The 16,904-nt window shown below is 58.8% G+C and carries 16 protein-coding genes; 6 read left to right on the top strand and 10 right to left on the bottom strand.

The genetic code is table 11. The annotated features are described in order from the left end of the window. Position 1: 1 nt before the first annotated feature. The 6 genes from ACL2XF_RS25320 to ACL2XF_RS25345 all read right to left on the bottom strand — a co-directional run bounded on the left by ACL2XF_RS25320 (position 2) and on the right by ACL2XF_RS25345 (position 6,415). Positions 2 to 1,318 (bottom strand): acyl-CoA thioester hydrolase/BAAT C-terminal domain-containing protein, encoded by a 1,317-nt coding sequence (locus ACL2XF_RS25320; protein ID WP_413727726.1) that lies wholly within the window; start codon positions 1,316 to 1,318, stop codon positions 2 to 4. Continuing rightward, positions 1,318 to 2,403: an ABC transporter substrate-binding protein gene (locus ACL2XF_RS25325; RefSeq protein WP_413727727.1), complete on the bottom strand. Its 1,086-nt coding sequence runs from the start codon at positions 2,401 to 2,403 to the stop codon at positions 1,318 to 1,320. Before ACL2XF_RS25325 ends, ACL2XF_RS25320 begins: the two co-directional genes overlap by 1 nt. 37 nt (positions 2,404 to 2,440) lie before the next feature. After that, positions 2,441 to 3,223: an ABC transporter permease gene (locus ACL2XF_RS25330; protein ID WP_410013638.1), complete on the bottom strand. Its 783-nt coding sequence runs from the start codon at positions 3,221 to 3,223 to the stop codon at positions 2,441 to 2,443. Continuing rightward, complete coding sequence (locus tag ACL2XF_RS25335; RefSeq protein WP_413727728.1) at positions 3,220 to 4,071, bottom strand: ABC transporter ATP-binding protein; 852 nt, start codon at positions 4,069 to 4,071, stop codon at positions 3,220 to 3,222. Before ACL2XF_RS25335 ends, ACL2XF_RS25330 begins: the two co-directional genes overlap by 4 nt. Positions 4,072 to 4,276: 205 nt before the next feature. Then, positions 4,277 to 5,449 carry a hypothetical protein gene (locus ACL2XF_RS25340; protein WP_413727729.1) on the bottom strand — a complete coding sequence of 391 codons (1,173 nt, stop codon included), beginning with the start codon at positions 5,447 to 5,449 and terminating at the stop codon, positions 4,277 to 4,279. A gap of 75 nt (positions 5,450 to 5,524) precedes the next feature. Next, positions 5,525 to 6,415, bottom strand: a complete 891-nt coding sequence (locus tag ACL2XF_RS25345; RefSeq protein ID WP_413727730.1) for a LysR family transcriptional regulator — start codon at positions 6,413 to 6,415, stop codon at positions 5,525 to 5,527. Positions 6,416 to 6,532: 117 nt separating this feature from the next. Between ACL2XF_RS25345 and ACL2XF_RS25350 the strand changes: the two genes are divergently transcribed. The 3 genes from ACL2XF_RS25350 (at position 6,533) to ACL2XF_RS25360 (ending at position 8,493) form a co-directional block, all read left to right on the top strand. Continuing rightward, positions 6,533 to 7,363 (top strand): SDR family oxidoreductase, encoded by an 831-nt coding sequence (locus tag ACL2XF_RS25350; RefSeq protein WP_413721372.1) that lies wholly within the window; start codon positions 6,533 to 6,535, stop codon positions 7,361 to 7,363. 262 nt (positions 7,364 to 7,625) lie between these two features. Further along, entirely contained in the window at positions 7,626 to 7,802 is a 177-nt protein-coding gene (locus ACL2XF_RS25355) for a DUF3606 domain-containing protein (RefSeq protein WP_410013643.1), read from the top strand. A 145-nt stretch (positions 7,803 to 7,947) separates the two neighbouring features. Beyond that, the gene (locus ACL2XF_RS25360; RefSeq protein WP_410013644.1) at positions 7,948 to 8,493 is read left to right on the top strand and encodes a YfaZ family outer membrane protein; all 546 of its coding nucleotides are present in this window, start codon (positions 7,948 to 7,950) and stop codon (positions 8,491 to 8,493) included. Positions 8,494 to 8,703: 210 nt separating this feature from the next. On the opposite strand, the gene ACL2XF_RS25365 is transcribed toward ACL2XF_RS25360, so the two are convergent. From ACL2XF_RS25365 to umuD, 4 genes are all read right to left on the bottom strand, one after another. Further along, complete coding sequence (locus ACL2XF_RS25365; RefSeq protein WP_413727731.1) at positions 8,704 to 10,554, bottom strand: DUF3413 domain-containing protein; 1,851 nt, start codon at positions 10,552 to 10,554, stop codon at positions 8,704 to 8,706. A 396-nt stretch (positions 10,555 to 10,950) separates the two neighbouring features. Next, positions 10,951 to 11,877: a ketopantoate/pantoate/pantothenate transporter PanS gene (gene panS / locus ACL2XF_RS25370; protein ID WP_413721370.1), complete on the bottom strand. Its 927-nt coding sequence runs from the start codon at positions 11,875 to 11,877 to the stop codon at positions 10,951 to 10,953. 189 nt (positions 11,878 to 12,066) lie between these two features. After that, positions 12,067 to 13,335: a translesion error-prone DNA polymerase V subunit UmuC gene (gene umuC, locus ACL2XF_RS25375; protein WP_413721369.1), complete on the bottom strand. Its 1,269-nt coding sequence runs from the start codon at positions 13,333 to 13,335 to the stop codon at positions 12,067 to 12,069. A 2-nt stretch (positions 13,336 to 13,337) separates the two neighbouring features. Next, positions 13,338 to 13,769, bottom strand: a complete 432-nt coding sequence (gene umuD, locus ACL2XF_RS25380) for a translesion error-prone DNA polymerase V autoproteolytic subunit (RefSeq protein WP_410013648.1) — start codon at positions 13,767 to 13,769, stop codon at positions 13,338 to 13,340. Positions 13,770 to 14,346: 577 nt separating this feature from the next. On the opposite strand from umuD, the gene ACL2XF_RS25385 reads away from it, so the two are divergent. From ACL2XF_RS25385 to ACL2XF_RS25395, 3 genes are all read left to right on the top strand, one after another. After that, positions 14,347 to 15,012 (top strand): GntR family transcriptional regulator, encoded by a 666-nt coding sequence (locus ACL2XF_RS25385; RefSeq protein ID WP_413721367.1) that lies wholly within the window; start codon positions 14,347 to 14,349, stop codon positions 15,010 to 15,012. A gap of 47 nt (positions 15,013 to 15,059) precedes the next feature. Next, the gene (locus ACL2XF_RS25390; protein ID WP_413727732.1) at positions 15,060 to 15,761 is read left to right on the top strand and encodes a type 1 glutamine amidotransferase; all 702 of its coding nucleotides are present in this window, start codon (positions 15,060 to 15,062) and stop codon (positions 15,759 to 15,761) included. A 72-nt stretch (positions 15,762 to 15,833) separates the two neighbouring features. Continuing rightward, positions 15,834 to 16,892, top strand: coding sequence for an ABC transporter substrate-binding protein (locus ACL2XF_RS25395; protein ID WP_410013651.1), 1,059 nt, complete (start codon positions 15,834 to 15,836; stop codon positions 16,890 to 16,892). Positions 16,893 to 16,904: the final 12 nt, after the last annotated feature.

Here is a 16,904-nt window from a genome sequence, read left to right on the forward strand (position 1 = left end):
ATCAGCGGCTTTGCGTCAGTTTTGCCATAAACGCCAGGCTGTGGCGCCACGAATCCGCCGAGGCGTGGGCATTGGCGGCGGGCGTGCCGCCGGCGGCCATGATAATGCCCGATACCGCATGGGGCTTATCGATAACCGTGGCTGGCACATACGGCGTGGCGATAGCGTGGCCGGCGTCGGGATAATCCAGGTGCTGAACGGGGTAAGGATAGGCGTGATCGTTAAGCGTCCTGGTCACATGGCGGCAGTAGTCGGTGGACGGCCAGAATCCATCGTCGCCGCCGGAAATCAACAGCACCGGGCAGCGCATATTTTCCACCTGGATGCGCGCGGCTTCCACCGCGGCGGTATTCCGCTGGGCGTGGACAAACGCCGCCGCCTGGCGCCGCGGCTGCGGGGCGTTGTCAATTTCGCGCCAGCATGCCTGCGCGTCGTTTCCATGCCAGACAATCGGCAGCGGCTTGCCCTGGTAAACCCAGCAGGGCGCGAAGCGGCTTTCACCCGGGCGTCCCGCCGCCAGTACGCCGTGCGTTACCGAACTGGGAACATAGGCGATCACGGCGGACACCCGTTCGGGAAAGGTGGCGGCCAGCAGCAGGGATAATTCCCCGCCGCGCGACTGCCCGCTGACCGCGACAAAACCCTTGCGCGGCCGCAGCCGCTCGTGTACCCAGGCCAGGGCGTCGGCGAAATATTCCAGCGGCGTGGCGGAGATATGCGACGGCAGGCCCGGCGCGCCGAAGTACCCCAATGCCAGCGCCGCATAGCCGCGGGAAGCCCATAACGCGGCGCGCTGATGATTGATGCCGCCGCCGGATCCGTTGAGGTAGATAACCACCGGATGCGGCCCCGGCGTGCCAGGCGTATAGAGCGCGCCCACCAGGCCCTGCTCTTCAATCGGCCGATAGGCGACGTTATCGGCGCTAAACTGTTGCACCATTTGCGCGTCGGCATGGACAGGTGCGGCATCCACCCCGGCGGAGCGTCCCGTTGCGCGCAGATGCACGGTGACCGGCGCGATAACCGCCGGATGACCGGCGGCGCCGGTCGGCGGGGAAACCTGCCGCTGCGACCACAGTAATCCCTGGCCGTCGACGCCCCGGTAATCACCGGCAACCGGCGCATCACGCTGCAAATCCACCGTGCCGTCATCCGCCGCGATAAATTGCGCGTAACTGCGCCAGGCCGCGCCATCGCCGGTGCGGGATGTGGCTTCAATCTCAACCGTGGCGCCGGGGCGCAGGCCATGGAGACGGATGCGGCGCGGTTCATCCACCAAGGCGATGGCCGGGGTAACGGTCAGTGTCAGCGGCATCATCAATTCTCCTCCATTTTGGCCACGCGGGCCTGTTGCTGTACGGCCTGTTTATCGAAATGATTAATATCGCCGACCAGCGCGTTGGTGAAAATCTTATCCAGCGGTACGCTGGCCACGTCCAGTTCACCGGCGTCATGCATCAAGGCGACATAGCGGGCAATGGCGTCGATATCGTATCGTCCCGGCACCACCGGCTGACCCTCAGGTGTGTAAAGGGTGCGTTTTAACCGGCGTTCCAACAGGAATACCGCGTCTTTCAGCTTGGCCTGGTAGACCTCGGCGCCCGGTTTTAATTCCGGCTGCGCCTGCCAGAATGTCTGGACGCAGAAGCCGGGATTGGCCTCACACGCCAGTGTGGCCTTGGTGATGGCGCGGCCAAAACCCACCAGCATGGCGCGGCGATCGCGCAGGGTATCGTTATGGGCGATAAAGCCATTGCCCACCATCGCGGAAAATTCGGCCGGATAGGACAACCGGCGGATTTTAGTGCCGCTTTGCTCCAGCATGTCGTGCCAGCTCTGGTTAAAGTTCAGCGCGTCGACGCGGCCTTCCTTTAACGCCAGGAAGCCGGCGCCGAGCGCGCCGGTGGCCACGATCTGCACGTCTTTATCCGGATTCAGTCCCTGGTTGGCCAGCACGGCGCGGGTTTGCGGAATCGAAGCCCAGGTCAGCGCGCCGACGCCGATTTTTTTCCCTTTCAGGTCGGCCAGGGTCTTGATGGGCGAACTGTCCAATACCGCCAGCTCCATGCCGCCGGAAGGCCGGGCGTTATAGAAAAACTGTACCGGCAAGGGTTGTTTGCCGGGGGCATAGGACGCCAGCACCGGCTCCGGCATCGGAAAGCCGATATCGATTTTTTTGCTGTTAACCTGCGGCAGCAGGGCGCCGGCGCCCTGGAAAACGATGGTTTTCACCGCCAGGTTTTCCGCGCGGAAGTAACCCAGCTTATCGGCGGCGCTATAAATACTGCCGTCGACCACGGTTTGGGGAATATTCAATCCCACGATAATCTGTTCTTCAGCCTGGGCCGCCGCACTTAGCGCCAGGCAAAAAAAAGTGCTGAATAAATAACCACGTTGTGTCATGAAATAGCGAGCCTCGTTAATGTCATCAAACCTGGGGTTAGCGCACCGTGCGGGTATCATCGGCCCGGGGTGTTTCCCAAAAAACCAGGCGCCGGTGCAGCCAGCGCACGCTTTGCGCCCCGATAAGCCCTATCACCGCCAGCAGGAATACGCCGGCAAACATCGTGCTGACGTTTAAATTCGCCGCGGCGGCGCCAATCATGTAACCGAGCCCGGCTTCCGACGACACCAGTTCGCCCACCACGGCGCCAATCAGCGCCAGCGCAATGCCTATCTGCAGACCGGCAAAAATATCCCCGGCCACCGACGGCAGCTTAACGTGGCGGAAGATATACCAGCGGGAGGCGGAAAAGGCCCGGCAGGCGTCAATCAGGTCGGCATCTACCCGCTTAAATCCCACCAGAGTATTGATAAACAGCGGGAAAAAGCATAACAGCACCACCAGCACCACCTTGGAGGCGATGCCGAAACCAAACCAGACCAGGATCAGCGGCGCCAGGGCCACTTTAGGCGTGGATTGGATAGCCACCAGCAGCGGGTAAACGAATTTTTCGAAGGTGGCGGATTCCGCCAGCGCGGCGCCGGCGATCAGGGCAAAGCCGCTGCCCAGCGCATACCCGATAAGCGTGGCCGACAGGGTATAGCCGATATGCTTCCAGATAACGCCCTGGCGGAACAGATCCAGCAAGGTGGTCCACACCGCGGTGGGGGCGGGTAAAATATATTCCGGAATATTCAGCAGGCTGACGGCCAGTTGCCATGCCAGCAACAATACCGTAAGCGTTATCAGCGGATAAATCACCGATAGGATCCGGTTCATTGCGCGTGCTCCATAAAATGCCGGCGCAGGTGCCGGCATGCCTCGCTGAACGGGGGCGAGGAGAGGGTCTCAGGCGATCGGGGCCGCGGCAGGGTTATCCGGTAGTCTTCGATAAGGGTTCCCGGGCGGGCGGACATGACCAGGACCCGGTCCGACAGGAACACCGCCTCCGGGATGCTATGGGTAATAAACAGCACGGATTTCCGGTCTTGCAGCCAGACGCGCTGCAGTTCCAGGGTCAGGGTTTCCCGGGTCATGGCATCCAGCGCCGCGAAGGGCTCATCCATCAATAACAGTTTGGGATCCCCCAGCAGCATGCGCGCCAGCCCGACTCTCTGCTGCATGCCCCCGGACAGTTCATTAGGGTAGTTGTGGCTGAATTCGCTCAGTCCCACCAGCGCGAGCAGCTCCAGGGCGCGGGCATGGGCCCGGGTTAAATCCAGCTTAAGCGTATGCGCCGGCATGAGGATATTTTCCAGCACGGTTTTCCAGGGCATCAGGGTGGGTTTCTGGAACGCCACGCCGATATTGCGGTTAGGGCCGTGGGACGGCTTGCCGGCAATGGTAATTTGCCCCGCGGAGGGACGCAGCAGGCCGGCGGCAATTTTCAGCAGCGTCGATTTTCCGCAGCCGGACGGCCCCAGCAGCGTGACGAACTCGCCCGTGCCGATGCGCAGGCTGACCTGTTTCAGCGCTTCTATTATCCCACGACGGGTACGGTAGGTGACCGAAATACCTTCGGCGTTAAGCATCGGGTCAGCCGGGGCAATGCCCGGCGGCGAAGAAAGCGTATCGCCCGGCGCGCCCCGGACAATAGCCCCCGTAAAGCGGGGTGAAACGGCAACCATAAAATGATCCTTAATGCATATTGTGAGCAGCTCACCGCGGGTGTCTGGGGTGATTTGACATGGCTCAGTATGTGAGGAAAATAATGGAAGCTCTAATAAATAAACCGGGATTAAATATGAGTTAAATGCATCGGCTGAGCTGCTTAAGGATCAGCGCCGGCCAGGTGCTGACGGCGTATTGGCGGTGCTGATGACGCGGGGTTGATCAGAAGCTGTCGATGATTTTCGCTACTTCATCCGCGCTATTATCCGTGCAAAACAAAGTGATTTGCTGCTTTTCATTATCTTTATTATATTTTGTTGCCATATAGTCGACGAAATGTATGCCGGAGGCTACCGCGGAAAGCGCCTTTGTCCGACCGGAATAAACAATATCATTTTTAATATCATAATAGCAAAAGTGGCCGACGCTGTAGCTGCTGGTCAGAAAAATACAGTGGTCGCCTAAATTGGCGGCAAGGAAATGCCGGATCTCCGCCGCGTGGTTAAATAAATCCCGGGGGCGGACATTCGCCTGCAGGCTGGTTTTCTGATTATCATGGCGCGTGAGGGTAAAATCGACGCCATGGCGCTCCTGGCTGATATCGTTACCGTCCAGCATGCATAAGCCGATGTCGAACTGCCCGCCTTGCCTGAGCTGCGCCAGGATCGACGCCGGTACGGAAAAGTCGAAAGGACTGATGGATCTGTGCGCCATCATATACGCGGCGGCAATAAAACAGGGCTGGGGAATGTCGTGGTATATATTATGCAGGATATCGATTTTTTTATGGACATCGGGTTTATCGGTATTATCGTCCAGCGCTGTCTGCATCAGGATAAAATCCGCCAGCAGCGTATTATCGTACGCGGCGGGATGATCATGGTAATCGCTTATGATTAAATTCGTTAATAATTCGATAGTAATATTAGACAGCTCAAAGACTTTCTCGCCATAGGCTATTACCAATCCGCCATCGCAGTCGAGCAGCGAAAGGGTGAATGCGTTGTCGAATCGGATGTCCTGAACGTTTTTTTTATCACGGGTAGCGGTATACGTTTTAACGAAAATCTCATTAAAAAAATCGATATTATTGCTATCTATAGTCACATCCCCTATTTCTGCGGGAAGCGGCGTTGCGGCGTAGCCGGTTTTTTTTAACAATGCAATTAAAAGGTCACCGGCAAGATGGGGGTCGTGCGCGGTGCTGCCAGGGCCGGCGGTAAGGGATGGCTGATTTTGCGGTGCCGAGGCGAGTGTTACATTTAAAGGCATATAGTAGAAACCTAATGGATAATGATGTCGATGGGAGTGAGCATTATATTGATGGCATAAGTGCCGAAGCATAGTGCGCAATAAGTAATGCGCTGCGCAGTTTACGCGAACAGGTAATAGCATTGCAATGCGCGGTGCTATTGAATTTAATTAATGCCAGATATTAATTTATTTGAAAAAATAATATCTACGAATAAACTAATCAACTTCTTTCAATACGGCAATAAATGCCCTCAGCCCCAACGGCACATGGCGATTGCCGGGATAATATAAAAATAACCCGGGTATCGGCGGGCACCACTCCTCAAGCACCCGGATAAGTTTACCCTGGTCGATATAGGGCTGGGCCACCGGCGCGGGTAAGTAGGCGATGCCCAGTCCGGCGACGGCGGATTCCGCCATCAGGCCCAGGTGGTCCAGGGTCAGGGCGCCGGGCACGTCGAGGGCGATTTCCTGGCCGTTGCGGGCAAATTCCCAGCGGAAAATCTTGCCGCTGGGCAGGCGCAGGCGGATGCATTCATGTCCTTTCAAGTCGTCCGGCGTCTGCGGCGGCCTGCGGCCCGCCAGATAGACGGGAGCGGCCACCGTCACAAAACGTACCTCGCCGCCGAAACGCACGGCAATCATATCCTGCGGCAGCGCCTCGCCCAGGCGAACGCCGGCGTCAAAACCGCCGGCGACGATATCCACCAGCCGGTTCTCCGTCACCAGATCGAGGGACATTTCCGGGTAGCGCGCCAGAAACGCCGGCACCACCCGCGCCAGCAGTTGCCGGGCCGCCGGCTCGCTGGCGTTAATGCGTAATATGCCGCTGGGCCGGTCGCGGAATTCGTTGACATCCTCCAGCGCCGAATCCAGATCCCTGAGCAACGGGCGCAGACGGGACACCAGCCGCTCGCCGGCCTCGGTGGGCGCCACGCTGCGGGTGGTCCGGTGCAGCAGCCGCACCCCCATATTCTGCTCCAGCACCCGCATCATATGGCTGAGGGTGGAGGGGGACAGGCCTAGCTCGTCCGCCGCCTTGCGAAAGCTGCGATGGGCGACTATCGCGGCGAAAGCGGTTAAATCCGCTAAATCGGGTTTTTTCATTGCTGGGTTTATTTCACTTCTTCATGCGATATTGTACGGATAGTAGCATGGATCTGCGGGCCTTATACTCAGTTAACGCGCCATCATAGCGGCGCCTTAACAATAAGGAGACAGCGTATGTCTAGAACGTGGTTTATTACCGGCACGTCCTCGGGACTTGGCCGGGAACTGACGGAAAAACTCCTGGCGCGCGGCGATCGCGTCGCGGCAACCTTGCGCAAGACCGGCGCGCTTGACGATCTGCTGGCGCGGTATGGCGACCGTCTGTGGGTGGCGTCGTTGGACGTTACCGATACGCAGCAGGTGCATCGTGTTTTCGATCAGGCCGTCGCGCATTGGGGCCGTATCGACATCGTGGTGAGCAATGCCGGTTATGCGGTGTTCGGCGCGGGCGAGGAGGCGAGCGATGAGCAGATCCGTCATCAGATCGATACCAATCTCATCGGCTCGATCCAGCTTATCCGCGTCGCCTTGCCGCACCTGCGCCGCCAGGGCGGCGGGCGGATCCTGCAGATATCCTCGGAGGGCGGCCAAACCGCCTATCCCAATTTCAGCCTGTATCATGCCACTAAATGGGGTATCGAGGGATTCGTCGAGGCGGTGGCCCAGGAAGTGGCGCCGTTCAATATCGAGTTTACCCTGGTGGAACCGGGACCGGCGAAAACAGGCTTCGGCGGCGCGCTGATCACCCCGCCGCCGATGGCGGAGTATGACGCCACCCCGGCGGGGGATATGCGTCGCGCGCTGGCCGCTGAGGCTTTCCCGATCCTGGGGGACCCGGTAAAGATGGTCTGGGAAATCATGGCCAGCGTGGAGCGCAGCCCCGCTCCCCGGCGGCTGACGCTGGGCAGCCAGGCTTATGATCATCTCCACGCGACGCTGACGCAGCGGCTGGCCGCGCTGGAAGCGCAAAAAGACATTGCTCTATCGACCGATATTGACCAGTGAAAGACAAGATATCGCGCAGGGCGGCGGGAATGATTCCGGGTGCCGATCCTCTGCGCGATGATTAATTTAGTAATTTACCGGGCGGCGACATTTCCCGCAGACAATAAAAGTTACTGCGATCCTTTTCACGTTTTGCAGATAAACAGCTTTATTCGGTCAGGGTCATGATCCAGCCCCAAAAGTTAAATAATCCCTGTTGCTATTCAGTTATATAAACTTATAACTGGTATGGGGCTATTCCCATCAGCAGGGACACGACGAAATGAGTGAACAAATTCATCTTCAAGAGCCGAAGGATAAAAATTTTATCAGCCTGCGGGAACCGTGGGAAGTGGAGTACTGGACGCAAACCTTAGGAATCACCAAACAAAAACTCTCCGCCGCCATCAGGGCGGTCGGCAATGGCACGAAAGACGTGAAGGAGCATTGTGGTAAATAATGCGCCGGCGGCGGGGCGCGCCAATCAGGATGAATGCTTGTATCTGAAATTTATATAATTAACCTCATTACACTTTCAACTCTTTGCGTTAAACTTCCTGCGGTGGAATGTTTCCCGACCATTTTGATGATTCAGGAAGAAAACAATGAAGACGTTTTTTATTGCTGGTGCCGCCGCCAGCCTGTTACTGGCCGCCGCATCCGCCAATGCCGTAAGCGTAACCGGTGAAGTCGGCGAACATTATACCAACGTAGGCGTTGGTTTCGGGACCACTACGCCGGGCATTGCCGTCAGCGGCAATTGGGCGCATAACGATGACAACGGCGATGTCGCCGGCCTCGGCCTCGGTTACAATATTCCCCTCGGCCCGTTTATGGGCACCGTGGGCGGCAAGGGACTGTATGTGGGGCCAAAAGACGGCGATGAAGGTTATGCCATTGCCGTGGGCGGAGGCCTGCAGTTGCCGGTGGGCAGCCTGTTCAGCCTGTATGGCGATTATTACTACTCGCCGGATTCCCTTTCCAGCGGCGTGGAAAACTATACCGAAGCCAATGCCGGCGTCAGGCTGACCGCCATCCCGCTGGTAACCGTCAGCGTCGGTTACCGCTATATGGCGATGGACGGCAAGGACGGCGACCGCGACAATATCCTGGCCGACGGCCCGTATATCGGCGGCGCGTTTAACTTCTGAGGGGCGTCCTCGTCCTCCCGTCATCATGCCTGCGATTTCATTTGATCGAAACAAGACCGCCCGGCGGCGGTCTTGTTGAGTTTGATGGCAACGTCGTGCGCGCCATCCCTGGTGCGCTACGCTTTACTGAGCCTACCCATCATACCCACCGCTAGCTCATGTGCACGCTTGTCAGCAGTCTGAACAAGACCGCCGCCGGGCGGTGGCGTTTTATTTATTAAACCGCGACATCAGCCCGATAATATTACGCAGGCGCTCGCCCTGCAGCAGATGCTGCTTGCTGGGCTGCAGGTCCGGCGTAAAGGTCTCGAAGATCCCGCCCGGGTAGACGACGTCAATCTGATCGGGGGACACCACCGCGTAATTGTAATAACTGCCGACAATGATATCGTCGGAACGCGGCGCGTCGGGCTGCAATAAATTGCGTCCCACGCTGTAGTCGCCCACCGGGGTCGTGACGCCCGCAATAGTTTGCATCAGCGTCGGCACCACATCGAAATGGCTGGTGCGCCGGTTGATATCGCCGCTTTCGCCGCCCGGCAGCTTCATAAACATCGGCACATGGATTTGCACGTCGCTAAAGTTGCTGCCGTGACCCCAGTAGTTCTTTTTATGATCGTTAAACTCTTCGCCGTGATCGGAGGTAATCACCACCAGGGTATTGTTGTCCAGCCCCGCCTGCGCCAGTTTGGCCAACACCTCGCCTATCAGGCTATCGTCATAATACAGCGCGTCCCGGTAGCGGTTATGGTATTCGGTCGGGTCAAAATCGTTGTTGAGCTTAATGTGATCCACGCGTTCCCAATAGGGCTTGAACGGCGTCGCCGCGTCGGGCGGCAGGTCGTAGCCATGGGCCGCGTCATAAAACAGAAAACCGAAAAACGGCTTTTTAGCGTCCCGCTTATCGATAAACTGCTTAAAGGCATCGGTGATCTGCCGGTCGCGCCGGGCGGGAGACGGTTCGCTGTTGCTGATGGTCAAATCGGGAATATGGGAAAATACCGTGCGGTCAAACGGCGGATGGTTGAGATCCGCCGACCCGTGAATGGAAAATTGATACCCCTCGTCGGCCAGGGTTTGCATCAGCACCGGGCGCTGGCCGCTGTTACGCACCGCCAGCCAGTAGGTATCCGGCAGGCTGTAGAACAAACTGAATATGCCCGGCTCGGTAGAGTTGCCGCCGCTGCGATGCTGATGGAAGCGCAGCGCCTGCTGCGCGAACCGGCTGACGTTGGGGGTCACCCGGTCATTGGCGTCGTCGTAGCGCCAGGCGTCGATCAGGATAAACAGCACATTGGGCTGCTGGGCCGGCTTGGCATAGGCGATAGGGTGCAGGGGGTAATGCAATGTCCCTTCCGGCTCGGCCTGTAGATTGTTCTCTTTATTCAATGCCAGGGAGGGATCCACCAGTCCCCAGGCGACCAGCCTGGACTTGGCCGTCAGCGGGTAATAAAGCGGAAAATCATGGGTATAACTTGGGATCTGGGTTCTATAGTTGGCGTCATCCCAGGCGTGCATACCCTGGCTGACCAGGATACTGAGCGCCATCAGGCTGTAGCCGGGCGTCCTGAGCGTGCTTAGACGGCGTACGGCGCGCGCCAGGCGGTTAAACAGCAGTTGCAGCGCCAGCAGCGCCAGCCCCATGCCCGCGCCCACCAGCCAGGTGTACCATGAGAGGTCGACCACGTCGCGCCCCTCGAACAGCATTTCGAGCACGACGCCGTTAAGGTGAAAGCGGTATTGGGCGAACACCAGGGTATCGACAACCAGCACCGCAACGGCGCAGAACCCCAGCAGGATGCCGATGCCCCGGAACAGCCGGCCGGGCAACAGGCACAACAGGCAATTCAGCGCCAGGCCCAGCAGGCAAATGGTGCCGAACAGGGCGTATTGGGCGGTAAGCAAATAGATAACCGAACGGTAATCCCCCGCCGGAATGGTAATCCATTGCCAATAGCGGAAACTTACCGCCGTCAGTAACACAGCGTTTAATAACCAGAACACCGTTGCCCATTTTACATTGGGTTTAATTGAACTAAAGGCATTCAATCTAAGCGTCATCTTCAGTAATCCTGTATGGCAAATAGAGCGGCGAGCTGAGAGGCGGTGAGATTTAACACCCAAATTGTGTTTAACCGGCTATCTATTTTAGTAAACAACTGTAACGCGCCGCTCATTATCAGCCGGTCACCGGATGGCTTTATCGATTAACTTGGCTTAAGCATAGCGGGCGGATGAGAAAATGGGGAAAACGACAGGCGCCGCCGTCAACGGCGCCAGAGGCGGCCATGACCACATCAACGCGTAAATCCGGCGATAGGCGACGGTGGAATCACCGCGGTTTTATTTATCAAATGGGCGAGCCGCGCGGACGTATTCCGTTAAGCTTTCTGATACGTTAACCGCCGGCGCAACCTCTGCGCCGGACGGCATGGCGTCATTGATAGCGTAGCGCCGTTATTTTGGCTTCCCGTTCTTGATCGGACGGCCGGACCAGTAGCCGGCCAGCACCGAACCGGACAGGTTGTGCCATACCGAGAACAGCGCGCCGGGCAGCGCGGCCAGGGGGGAGAAATAAATCTTGCCCAGGGTGGCCGCCAGACCGGAGTTTTGCATGCCGACCTCCATGGCCAGCGTGCGGCAGGTGGTTTCGTCAAAGCCGAACAGTTTTCCGCCCCAGTAGCCGCTCAGCAGGCCGATGCCGTTATGCAGGATCACCGCCGCGATCACCACCAGCCCCACCGAGCCGATAAATCCCTGGCTGCCGCCCACCACCGCGCTGATAATCGCCAGGATGCAGATCATTGAGAACGCCGGCAGCCAAGGCTCCACGCGCTTAACGGCGCGGGTAAACAAATGATGGATAACCAGGCCGGCAAAGATCGGGATAACCACAATCTGCAAAATGCTCAGCAGCATGCCCGCCACATCGACCTTGATCTGCGCATCCACATACAGCCGGGTCAGCAGCGGCGTGGCGAAAACCCCCACCAGGGTGGACACGGCGGAAATGGTCACCGACAGCGCCACATCGCCTTTCGCCAGGTAAATCATCACATTGGAGGCCGTGCCGCTGGCGACGCTGCCCACCAGGATCATGCCCGCCGACAGATCGGGCGGCATCTGGAACAGCTTGGCCAGTATCCAGGCGGCCAGCGGCATCACCAGGTAGTGCAGGAAGGTGGCGGCGATAACCGGCGCCGGGCGGGAGAGGACGCGTTTAAAATCAGCCACCCGGAGCGTGACGCCCATGGCGAACATAATCAGCATCAGCAGGATGCTCACATAGGGCCCGATGCGGGTAAAGGTGGTCGGGGAATAGTAGGCGGCGATGGACAGCAAAACAGCCCACAGCGGGAACAGGCGGGTAATCTTGGCTAACATGTGAGGTGTGTCCTTATTATCTTATTTTAATAGGTAAATTGTGTTGCCGGGAGCTGATACGGCCCCCGCGCTTGCCATAGCGGCTTTATTTGTACCGTCAATCCGGATGGGTGGCAATATATTACCGTCAATAAAGCGCGTTGCCGGCTGTGCCGGCCTTGCCCGCGCGGCTTTTTTAACCCCGCGTCTTCAGATTATCCTGGCGACGGGCAATTGCCCCCAGCGCGTGGTATAAGCCGGCGATAGCATCTCGCGCTTCATCGCCCAGGCGGGGGCGATGCCCTGGCCCGCAAACCCGATATGGCCGATACCGGTCTGGTTGATGCGGTCGAGCACCGCCATCAGCTCACGGCTGGACGGACGGGGAGGATGGTCGTCAAACAGCTGGAACTGGGCCTGGCGGGTGGGAGAAAAATCATTCAGCATTACCCCCGCCTTGGCGTAACGGGGGCCGTCGCGCCAGATGCGCTCCAGGCCGCGCACGGCGGCCGCCATAATATCCCGGGTATCCTGGGTGGCGGTGAGCAGCGTTTCGCTGGCGCCGTTGGCATAATAAGGCTCATTGATGGCGTAGGGGGATGAGCGGATAAATACCGCTATCTGGCGGCAATACTGTTTTTCCTGGCGCAGTTTTTCCGCCGCGCGCCCGGCGTAGCGGCAGACCGCCTGGCGCATGGCGGCAAGATCGGTGACCCGGCCGCCAAACGAGCGGCTGCAGACGATCTGCTGCTTGGCCGGCGGCTGCTGCTCCAGACTGAGGCAGGATTCGCCGCGCAGCTCCCGTACCGTGCGCTCCAGCACCACGCCGAAGGTTTTGCGGATAAAATGGATATTGGCGTCGGCCAGCTGCAGCGTGGTTTGCATGCCCATGGCGGTGAGTTTTTTGCCGATACGCCGCCCAACGCCCCACACATCTTCAACCGGCGTCAACGCCATCAGCCTGCGCAGCCGGATCGGATCGTCAAGCGCCACCACGCCGCCGGTGGCCGGCCACCGCTTGGCCGCATGATTGCACAGTTTGGCCAGGGTTTTGGTGCGGGCAATGCCTACCCCCACCGTCAATCCGGTCACCTCCCGCACCGCCGCGCGCACCTGCCGGCCGAACCGATCGTAGGGCACGCTGGCATTTATGCCGGCGACATCCATCCAAGCTTCGTCGATGGAGTACACCTCGGTACGGGGCGCCAGGGCTTCAAGCGTCGCCATCACCCGCGCCGACATATCGGCGTACAGGGCGTAGTTCGAGGAAAACACGGCGATGCGCTGCCGGCGCAATAACGCTTCCAGTTGAAAATAGGGCAGGCCCATTTTCACCCCGAGTTTTTTCGCCTCCGCCGATCGGGCAATCACGCAGCCGTCGTTATTGCTCAGCACCACGATCGGCACGCCGCGCAGATCTGGACGGAACAGGCCTTCGCATGAGGCGTAGAAGCTGTTGACGTCGGCCAGGGCAAACATGATCAATTGCGGGTGTCGTGAACGGCGAACAGCACCACGCCGAAAATTTCCAGCGTGTCGGGGTCGGGAAACAGTTCGGGGAACGCCGGATTCATCGGCTGCAGCGCCAGGCGCGGCCGCAGGCAGAGCCGTTTGACGGTAAATTCGCCGTCGACGGCGGCGATGACGATATCGCCGTGGCCGGCTTTTTCCGCCCGGTCCACCACCAGCAGATCGCCGTCGCCGATACCCGCGTCGGTCATGGAATCGCCGCTGGCGCGGACAAAATAGGTGGCGCTGGGATGGCGGATACAGTATTCGTTCAGGTCGAGGGTCTTTTCGACATAATCCTGGGCCGGCGAGGGAAAACCCGCCCGGCACCGGTCGGCGAACAGCGGCAGGGACAGCACCGGCAACAGGCCGGCGGGCGCAAAAAATGTCGTGATGATCTTCATGCTGATAAATCCATTAATACTGTTTATGTGTCCAGTATAAATAAATCAGGCGGTTTGAAAAGACACCAAAGCGGGATAGCGGCCTAAAAAGCGATTAGCTGGCTGATAAATAAGGATCAAAAAATTTAACCGGCAATGCGTCGGCGTTATCTCGCTCATGTATATAATTTATATAGCTAATTATTAGTTAGGATATGTTATTGGTTTCATGCGGCAACCTTATGTTGCCCCAGGGCGCGGGCGCGGGAAAAACACCGCCATACGGATAACCTATCTCTGCGCGCCAGCCAGATCAAAAATGACTGCATTACTATTTCGCTTGCCGCCCCGCCGCTCTTTATTCTGCCCCCTGCTCAGCCCGCGCAATGCCTGCTACGGGCCTTGGCGGTATACGTTCGCCCGGCGCCGGACGCGTCCGCAGCCGGTCAAGAAATAAGATTTGCTTATTTTACTGCAATTCGCCGCCTGTTATCAGACGTTCAGGGCATTTAAGCGGCGGATGTTGCGGTAGACAAATGGTATACAAATAGAATACAAAAAGAGGGCAGGGTAAAAATCATGCAGTACGGAGGCAATAATGAAAGCAACGGAATTAACCCCACCGCACGATCAATCGTTAACGCAAAATGCCTTTGATGCCGTGCTGCGCATGATCCAGGCCGGCGCCCTGGCCAATGGCGACGTGGTAAACGAACGCCGGCTGGCGGAACAGCTGGGCCTGTCGCGTACGCCCGTGCGCGAGGCGCTCGGCCGGTTGGAAGGCAGCCATTATCTGCGCCGATCGGGGCGGACGCTGCTGGTTAACGGCGTGGAATTAAGCGAAATTTTAGAAATCATGTCGGTGCGCATGCTGCTGGAAGCCGACGCCGCCCGCAGCGCCGCCGGCAAGATGTCGGCGGCGAAGCTGGGCGCCATCCGCCAGCGGCTGATGGCGATGGCCGGTCCCGATCAGGTTACGGCCGGCCATCATTGGGAAGTCGACGACTTCCTGCATCTCAGTATCGCCGAGACCAGCGGCAATAAGCTCTTGCTGCGCCTGATAGGCGAGCTGCGCACCCGCACCCGGATGTTTGGCAAAGAGACCGTGCCCTCGCGTTTTGAACCGGGGCGCAACGAGCACCTGGCGATCGTCGACGCCATTGAGGCGGGCGACGGCGAGCGTGCGGCGCAGGCGATGGTGCGGCATATCGAAGGGGCGCGCAACGCCATATTCCAGTCGGTCACCGGCGGCGGTTCGCGCTAACTACCGGCCGCCGACAGCGGTTCGTTAACGAGTATCAGGAGGGCCCGATGGGTCGCAAGCGTCTGCTGTATCTTCACAACGGCCAATCGCAACAGACGATCGCCCGCCTGGACGATCGTTTTGAATCATGGGGGCTGGAGGTCGATCGCCACTGGGCCTACCAGAACCAATTTCCCGCCGACCTGGCCGGTTATGACGGCATTTTTCTTTCAGGCAGCCCGCACGGCGCTTATGAAGATATTCCCTTTATCCACCGTGAACACCAGCTGATCACGCAAGCCGCCGGCCTGGGCATCCCCATGCTGGGGATCTGTTTCGGTAGCCAGATCCTCGCCTCGGCGTTGTGCGGGCGGGATCAGGTCTTCCGGCGCCCCACGTGCGAAATCGGCAATAAATGGCTGCAGGCGACACCCGCGGCCGCCGGCGATGCCATCGCCTCCGGCATCGTGCCGCAGGTGTATATGTTTGTCTGGCACAACGATGAAGTGCGCGCCACCCATCCCGACATGACCATCCTCGCGGCCAGCGATCAATGCCCCAACCAAATCTGGCGTTATAAAGATCAGCCGATCTGGGGTATCCAGGGCCATCCGGAAATTACGCTGCGGCAGGCGCCGCTGTGGTTTGAGCAAAACCGCGCCACCATGGAGCGCGACGGGGCGGATATCGGGCATCTTATCGCTACCGCCGACGAAGCCGCGGCGGCCAAAACCATGCTGACCCGCTTTGCGGCGTTTATCGCACGTTAACGGCTTATCGCCCGGCGCGGGGCAGGGTTTCGTGCCGGGAACGATGTTTCCAGTGATGAAGGGAGAGAAGTGATGACAAGATTGCGCATAAAACTGCTCGGCGCGTTTGCCGCCGCCACGGTCGTTGCCGCGTCGGCGCTGCCGTTAAACGCCGCCGCAGCCGATGAAATGACGTTTGCCAGTTGGGGCGGCGCATACCAGGATGGCATTCGCGCGGCCTGGATGAAACCTTTTACCCAGGAAACCGGCATTGAGGTTATCGAGGATACCAATCCGGTTATCGCGCGTATCAAGGCGATGGTGGATACCCATAAAGTCGAGTGGGACGTGGTGACCGCCGGCGGCGCCAGCCTGATGCAGGGGGCGAAAAGCGGCCTGTTTGAAAAAATCACGCCGGATATGGTCGATGAAAGCAATGTGCTGCCCCAGGCCCGCAACGACTACGGCGTACCGTCGGAAATCTTTTCCACGGTAATCGGCTATTCGACCAAGGCTTTTCCCAACGGCGGACCGAAAACGTTCTCCGACTTCTGGGACGTGAAGAAATTCCCCGGTAAGCGCACGCTGCCGGATAAGCCGGACACCGTGCTGGAAGCGGCGCTGCTGGCCGACGGCGTCGCGCCCGCCGATGTGTATAAAACCCTTGATACGCCCGCCGGCATGGAGCGCGCGTTGAATAAGATCCGCCAGATCAAGCCCTATGTCGCCATGTGGTGGTCATCGGGCGCGCAGCCGGTACAGGCGCTGGGCAGCGGCGAAGTGGTCATGGCGCTGGGCTGGAACGGCCGTTTCCAGGCCGGCATTGACGACGGTCTGCCGATTGCCATGGCCTGGGATCAATCAGTGGCCCAGGTAGGCTATTTTATGATTGTCAAAGACGCCCCCAACAAGGCGCAGGCAGTTAAATTCCTCAACTACATCATTCGCCCGGAGGTGCAGGCGCGTTTCAGTCAATATGTGGCCTACGGTCCGGTAACGCCTAAGTCAATCCCGCTGATTGATAAATCGCGCCTGGGGCGGCTGCCCTCGACGCCTGAACGCCTGGCCAATGCGTTGTTTATGAATATCGACTGGTGGGCGGCCCATTCCCTGGCGGCGGGTGAAGCCTACAACACCGCCATGCAACAGTAATTCACAAATAGG

This window comes from Sodalis sp. RH19 (assembly GCF_047324215.1).
GTDB lineage: Bacteria > Pseudomonadota > Gammaproteobacteria > Enterobacterales > Enterobacteriaceae > Acerihabitans.